Origin of the sequence: Yinghuangia sp. YIM S09857 (assembly GCF_051388915.1) — a bacterium.
GTDB lineage: Bacteria > Actinomycetota > Actinomycetes > Streptomycetales > Streptomycetaceae > Yinghuangia.
On the sequence record NZ_JBPKBH010000003.1, the window covers coordinates 597,177 to 603,205 of the forward strand.

8 protein-coding genes are annotated in these 6,029 nt (G+C 62.1%); 5 read left to right on the forward strand and 3 right to left on the reverse strand.

Going from position 1 to position 6,029, the window contains the following annotated elements; all coding sequences use genetic code 11:
* The first annotated feature begins 341 nt into the window (after positions 1-341).
* Positions 342-1,124, forward strand: coding sequence for an HNH endonuclease (locus ACRX5S_RS08755; protein ID WP_436772212.1), 783 nt, complete (start codon positions 342-344; stop codon positions 1,122-1,124).
* 38 nt (positions 1,125-1,162) lie between these two features.
* Here the strand turns inward: ACRX5S_RS08755 and ACRX5S_RS08760 are convergent, their stop codons facing one another.
* A complete protein-coding gene (locus ACRX5S_RS08760) occupies positions 1,163-2,101 on the reverse strand; it encodes a Shedu anti-phage system protein SduA domain-containing protein (protein WP_436772213.1) in 939 nt (312 codons plus the stop codon).
* Between the two features lie 157 nt (positions 2,102-2,258).
* Here ACRX5S_RS08760 and ACRX5S_RS08765 point away from each other — a divergent pair, with 157 nt between their 5' ends.
* From ACRX5S_RS08765 to ACRX5S_RS08780, 4 genes are all read left to right on the forward strand, one after another.
* A complete protein-coding gene (locus ACRX5S_RS08765) occupies positions 2,259-2,555 on the forward strand; it encodes a hypothetical protein (protein WP_436772214.1) in 297 nt (98 codons plus the stop codon).
* Positions 2,556-2,720: 165 nt separating this feature from the next.
* Positions 2,721-3,242 (forward strand): hypothetical protein, encoded by a 522-nt coding sequence (locus tag ACRX5S_RS08770; protein WP_436772215.1) that lies wholly within the window; start codon positions 2,721-2,723, stop codon positions 3,240-3,242.
* A 164-nt stretch (positions 3,243-3,406) separates the two neighbouring features.
* Positions 3,407-3,763, forward strand: coding sequence for a CPCC family cysteine-rich protein (locus ACRX5S_RS08775; RefSeq protein WP_436772216.1), 357 nt, complete (start codon positions 3,407-3,409; stop codon positions 3,761-3,763).
* Between the two features lie 159 nt (positions 3,764-3,922).
* The gene (locus ACRX5S_RS08780) at positions 3,923-4,180 is read left to right on the forward strand and encodes a DUF7660 family protein (protein WP_436772217.1); all 258 of its coding nucleotides are present in this window, start codon (positions 3,923-3,925) and stop codon (positions 4,178-4,180) included.
* Positions 4,181-4,489: 309 nt separating this feature from the next.
* Here the strand turns inward: ACRX5S_RS08780 and ACRX5S_RS08785 are convergent, their stop codons facing one another.
* Together ACRX5S_RS08785 and ACRX5S_RS08790 are read right to left on the reverse strand one after the other, a co-directional pair.
* Positions 4,490-4,933, reverse strand: a complete 444-nt coding sequence (locus ACRX5S_RS08785; protein ID WP_436772218.1) for a hypothetical protein — start codon at positions 4,931-4,933, stop codon at positions 4,490-4,492.
* A 552-nt stretch (positions 4,934-5,485) separates the two neighbouring features.
* Positions 5,486-5,914 carry a MerR family transcriptional regulator gene (locus ACRX5S_RS08790; RefSeq protein ID WP_436772219.1) on the reverse strand — a complete coding sequence of 143 codons (429 nt, stop codon included), beginning with the start codon at positions 5,912-5,914 and terminating at the stop codon, positions 5,486-5,488.
* Positions 5,915-6,029 lie beyond the last annotated feature (115 nt).

Genomic DNA, 6,029 nt, shown 5'->3' on the forward strand with positions numbered 1-6,029 from the left:
AATCTCTACTGGATCAAGGGCGCGCCCTGCCGGGCACGCCGCCGCCGCTCCGGCGCGGTCCGCGCCGGGCGTGCGGCGCAGACGCCGGTCCCGGCGCGGCCCGACCTGCGCTGCGGCACCCAGACCTTCCACGGGACAATCCCGTTCCGGTTGTCCTACATCGGAGTGTCGCTTCAAGGCGCGTGGAAGTGCCGAGACCTGAAAGCCGCGATCGGCCGCGCGCCGGCCCTAGGTCGCGTCGCTGGGGCTGGACTTCACCCAGCTACGGCGCATCGCCCAACCCAGGGGTGACTTCCATACGAACGCCAGCGGAAAAGCTAATCTGCCATTAACATCCCACTGTGGCAATCTCCGAAAAATCCATGAAGATCCTGTGGGCCCTCAGCGGTGGATGCTGTGCAATTTGCCGCACGAAACTCGTGATTCCACCAGAAGTCGAAAAGGACGATGACTCCATCATTGGAGAAATGGCACATATTCATCCGCAGTCCCCAGGGGGGCCGCGAGCGAGTGCTCCATTCGACGGAAACCGGGATCACCATTCAAACTTGATCTTGCTTTGTGGAAATCACCACAAGCTCGTCGACGACCAGGAAAACGGCTGGCCGGTAGAGAGAATGCGCAGAGTGAAATCCGAGCATGAAGCTTGGGTGACTAGGACTCTCGCATTCGATGCCTCAGCCGCCGAATCGAAGGAACCTCTGTTCCACATGATTCAATCCGGAGCCGACCTCTGGTCTCTAATCGCTAGCGCATGGTCGTTCCTCCCGAGCTACTCCGAAGAGAACAGAACGGACGCCGAAATTGAACAATTGATTTCAATGCTGGATGAGCTCAAAGACTGGATGGACATCGCCAGCTCTCTTGAAAGCCTAAAGGAACAAAGGGATGCGAGGCGGCGCATGGATGAAATCTTAGAGGAGTGCGTAAATAGCGGCTACTTCCTATATTCGCGCAAGATCAGAGTTCAAAGTTCAACAGGAATGAATCACAGCCCAATGGTCTGGTGGCAAGCCGAGATTCGCGCCGTTCCAATCGAATCCTTTTTCGAACTTGTCCACGAGCACTTGGACAAGAAGGGGCATGAAAAGGGCGGTGAGGCTACCGATGCGGACGGCGAATAGCAGCCCATTGCTAGATCATGCACGCGGCACCAGTCGCCCTATTCAATGCCCATTTGTCGAATCACGCTTTCATTAACTGCCGCATTAGTTCGCAACGCATCTTCCTGCCAGTACTTCCATCGTTCGGCCAGATAGTTCCGCCGTTCGTCAGTCATCATCACCGTGCGGGAGAGGGCTGGCTGTGGGTCGCCGAGCAAAAGAGCCCCGTCTCCAATGTGGGCCCCCGTTCCGTACATCGGAGAGAAGGCGTGGATCCGAGGACCACTCGCGGTCATGGTTAACGTCAATGAGATGCGGTGATCGTAGCGTGGTCGGAGCGCGTCAAACGACATAAAGGACTCACTGTCCCCGCGTTGTGCATCACGTTTGAAACGAAGCTCACCAGGGTTGGCATGGCCACCACCACGCTGAAATTCCGAATCGCGCCCATAGATCAGAACGTATTGAGGCTCTAGCGGCCTGTCATAATATCTGTCGCCAAGCAGAAGGAATTTGTCGCGGAATAGTGAGTGGTTCCCATCGCGCGCAAACCAGGAACGCCAGTCATTCAGTTGATCCCGGGCTTCAGTAAAGTCACTCGTCGGACGCCCATCCTTCTTGAACCAGCGCTTCGATGGCTTCTCGATTTCAATGAGAATCGGCGTGACTAGTCCGGAGGAGCGTGTGACCCACATGAAATCTGGCTCAAATGTGCGGCCGCCGCCAATCAGGTTAGGCCGCCGGAAGACCGCACCCATCTCAGATCCGTGATGTCCGCCCGGTCCAATATCCCCGCTGCCACCGGGAATCATTGCAGGATGCAGTTCGAGAAATGTTTGAACCGCATCCTCCTCTGGATGATGACTGAGGAGCTTGTACCACTCAGCTAGCACCAAATCTGAATATTCGTCCCACGGTAGAGGCTGAGGGCGTTCGGGATCCGTGTCCGGCTCGACAGTGCGGAAAGTATGTTGTAAGGGCGGCTGATAGTTCTCCATAGACTGAGGATACTCAGCATCACGCAAACCGCGGCCCATTCACGGAGATTTCGAGGCCATGTCTGGGCACAGACTGTGCTCCGTGCCCGACTGATCAATCACGTTGATCGTATTGGTGCTTCCCAAGCTCAGAGCGCAGACCGGCCATACTGCGGGCATGACGGAGAGCGCGGGGGTTCCGATGCCGGCCGGGTGGACGAACGAGCGTCTGCGAGAGTGGTCGGGCGATCGGACCGCGTGTGCGTTGCCGCTCGACTTCGTGGTCACGGATGCCGTGGACCCGACACAGGAGCCGATCCGGCCGTCGTACGTCTTGGGGTTCGGGGACCTCTGTGTTGTCCAGGACTCGGAGACCGGTGATTGGCTGATGGGCAGCATGGATATGGAGTCCCGCACCATCCAGTGGTGGAGCAACTACGGCGATGACCTTAGTGAGGCAATCCGAGGTCTCTGACCGGCCAGGGCATGATCAGGTATAGACGCGGTATGAGCGTCTGCTGTTGATACCGCACATGTCGCTGACCTGCACAAACCCGTGGTACGCGACCGCACTCCGGAGCCGTGCACGTGTCCTGGGGTGAGCCTCTGCCGTACAGGGCGACGTGGTTGGGTGGCGCCCATGGGGATGTGGGACGTCAAGCAGGATGACGAACGTCAGCAGTGGGTGTTTCGGCCTCTCGTCGGAGTGGGGCCGCTGCTGTTCGAGATGGATGCTGACGAGGTGGCAGACGCGTTGGACGAGCGCCATGCAGCTCGTACCGAGCAGCAAGTGTCTGGTGGCTTGCTGAACAGCGCCGAGGACTTCTTTGGTGTCGGGGTCTCGGCGTTCTACTCGAGCTCTGGACGCCTGGCGTGTGTCGCCGTCGATGCTCGTCAGGGCCCGCAAGTGACGCTCGACGGCGTGCCGTTGGTCTCACGGGTGCCGTCGGAGCTGGAGGACTGGATCTGCGATTACACCGAAGCGCACGGGATTGAGCTGTCCTGGACCCACGAAGGGAACGCGTCGGCTCGGGATCTGGGACTCATCATGCGCGTGCAGCGCGCCGGCGACATCGTGGTCACTCGACCGCTCTTCATGATTCACGAGTGGGCCATGGGTGTCTGGGAGAACGTCCCCGATACCGAGTGGCGCACCTTCTGAAGCTCGTGCCGGCCCCGGATTGCCGGGATCCCAGCGTCGGTTCCTCAGTTGGGAGAACGAGTGCGGCACGGGAACGGCTCGGGGCTCACCGATCCGGTGTTCTCAGACGTCAGGCCACGGAAACCACATGGGCATCCGGTTGCCCACGTGCCATATTCGCGGGCATGCCAGACAACGAGGTCCCACCGGAAGTAGTTGAGGCGCGTACGCGCTGGTTCCACGCGTACGTCGACAAGCTGGAGAACGAGTCTGTTCGCCGCGTCTCCGGGAGTGGGCCGCACGCCTGCCCCTGCTGCGCCAACCTCACCTTGGACTCGCGCGGCGAGTTCGAGATCTGCTCGGTCTGCTTCTGGGAGGACGACGGCCAGGACGACCACGACGCCGATGTGGTTCGCGGTGGGCCCAACGGCAGTCTCAGCCTCACCGAGGCACGCCGCAACTTCGCTGCGATGGGCGCGTGCGACGAGCGGTGCGCGCAGTTCGTCCGAGCCCCGGAACCTCACGAGATCCCACAGCCGTAGCGAGATCGCGAAACGGGTGCGAAACGGTGCCCCGCCGAGCGAGCTTGGCGCAGTTCCGCCGCAGGTCAGGGATAGGTGAGGGGTCGGACATGCCGGTGTCTCCGGAGCCATGTGCGATGTCTCCACGGTTGGCTCCTGAGCACACGTACCATCCAGGCCATGCCTAGCCCTCCGTCTGCGGACGCTCCCATACCCGATCGGGCCGCGCTCATCGCTGTGATCAACGAACTGCGGGACGACTTCCTACGACGCGGGTCCGAGTGGGAGAACGCGACGCTTGACTCCTTCCTAGACGCTCTTGCAGCGTGGTTGGACGCCGCGCCGAGGTGGTACGCCGACAACGATCAGGAACTCCCCGCGCAAGGCGACTGGGCTGTCATGGCCCGCGCGCTCATGGCAGCAAGGGTCTACGGGTAGGGATCCGCTGGCTGTGCAGTACAGCAGCGAAGTACAGCAACCGCATTGGCCAGCACCAGCCGTGCGTGCTAAGAACCGCACTGACGTCGACCACGATGACCGGTGATGTCCGACTCGGCGCGAGCTACGGATCAAAAGGTTGCAGGTTCGAATCCTGCCGAGCGCACAGCAGCTCAGAGGCCCATCCGGTTCACCGGATGGGCCTCTTGCTTTGCCACGGGAGCCAACCTGGGAGCCAAGCCCAGGAGTTGGCCTCCGAAGGCTCATCGGGAGCTGCATTCGTGGGAGCCGAGTGCCTTACGGCCTGTCCTATGACTTGTCGCAGGCATGGGCGCGGAACTCGGCGATGGATGTGGTGACGGTGGTGCCGGTCGCCCAGAGGACGTACCTGACCTGGTCGACGGGCAAGGCGGCCAGGTCGTCGAGTGTGAACCTTACGCTTAGCCCCGACCATTTGTTGTCGTGAGTGCTCGCGTAGAGGCGGTAGGTCCGGCCCGGTAGCAGGGGGAGAGGCTTGTTGAGAGGCCATTCGGCGTTGCCGGCCAGCGGCCATGAGGCGAAGTCCTTGATCGCTCCCTGGTGACTCCAGCTGGTCTTGGGGCGCTCGGTGCTGTTCTCGGTGTCCTCCTGCAACACGGCGCCGTCAATGCGGCCTTTGCAGACGGTCACCACAACCTGAGGAGTTCCATCGGCAGCAATCGTGATGCCGGTAACCGCTCCGGATGGCACCGTGCACGAGATCAGGGACCCCATGCCGAGCAGCGTCGTGCCTGTGAGCAGACCGCGTCGAACCAATGACACGCCCCCACCGCCCCCAGGCCGCATGTGTCGGAGGCTAGCGGTTGAAGGGCTCGGACTCGGTACGAAGTGATCACGTTTGAACGAACGTTGCAGGGTTTCAATTTGGGCGCGCTACTGCCGACGAGCGATGCGCTACGGAGACATGCGCGAACGGAACGGTACAGCGGTGAAGCACAGCAACGACAGCGACCAAGTCCGACCTGCGGTGGGCTTGGGGCCGTCGGCGTAGATCTCAGCGTCCGAAGTTGCCCTGTCTGGCGCGAGCTACGGATCGAATAGTTGCAGGTTCGAATCCTGCCGAGCGCACGGCAGTTCAGGGGCTCACTCGATTGGTTGAGTGGGCCTCTTGCTTTGCCGTGGAAGCCAACTTGGGGGCTGTGCTCAGGAGTTGGGCGCCGGGGGCTGTTGGGGAGGTCCGTTCCTGGGAGTTGAGCTCTCCGGGCTTTGCTGTTCGTCGGCGCAGAGCAGCGGTGCTTGGTGGCGGTGTTTGGGGGAGCGACGGGACTACGTGTGAGGGGTGACCGGGGCGCGGGGTGGTGGGGTTGATGCTTTGGCGAGGGTGTTTCGGAGGTGGGTGAGGCGGGCTATTTCGGCGTCCAGGGCGGCCAGGCGGTGGGCTACGGCGGCGGCTGCGGGGGAGGGGGGATTGTCGGGGGTGGGGGAGTCGGCGGGTTGCGGGTCGAAGGCGGGGCATCGCGGTTGGGAGTCGTCGGTCAGGAGGGGCAGGCGTGATGCGAAGGTGCGTATGTCCTCGATGGTCAGGCCGAGCGCGAGTAGTTCGCGGATGACGCGGATGCGGGCGAGGTCGTCCGGTCCGTACTCGCGCTGGCCCGAGGCGGTGCGGACAGGCGGTGGGAGCAGGCCGCGCTGTTCGTAGAAGCGCAGGGCTCTGGGGGTTGCCCCGACGGCTGCCGCCGCGTCCCCGATTCTCATGCCGCCTCCGTTCACGTGGTCACAACGCGACCACGACCGTGCCTAGTGCTGTGACCGGAAACGTTGACCGGGTTGCCGGGTGATCAGGCTGCGTTGAGGAGAGGGCGTCCGCCGT

Bases quoted from the DNA above. Each gene is read 5' to 3' on its own strand.
- ACRX5S_RS08760 (WP_436772213.1), bottom strand. From the start codon at position 2,101: ATGGAGAACTATCAGCCGCCCTTACAACATACTTTCCGCACTGTCGAG.
- ACRX5S_RS08765 (WP_436772214.1), top strand. From the start codon at position 2,259: ATGACGGAGAGCGCGGGGGTTCCGATGCCGGCCGGGTGGACGAACGAG.
- ACRX5S_RS08770 (WP_436772215.1), top strand. From the start codon at position 2,721: ATGGGGATGTGGGACGTCAAGCAGGATGACGAACGTCAGCAGTGGGTG.
- ACRX5S_RS08775 (WP_436772216.1), top strand. From the start codon at position 3,407: ATGCCAGACAACGAGGTCCCACCGGAAGTAGTTGAGGCGCGTACGCGC.
- ACRX5S_RS08780 (WP_436772217.1), top strand. From the start codon at position 3,923: ATGCCTAGCCCTCCGTCTGCGGACGCTCCCATACCCGATCGGGCCGCG.
- ACRX5S_RS08785 (WP_436772218.1), bottom strand. From the start codon at position 4,933: ATGGGGTCCCTGATCTCGTGCACGGTGCCATCCGGAGCGGTTACCGGC.
- ACRX5S_RS08790 (WP_436772219.1), bottom strand. From the start codon at position 5,914: ATGAGAATCGGGGACGCGGCGGCAGCCGTCGGGGCAACCCCCAGAGCC.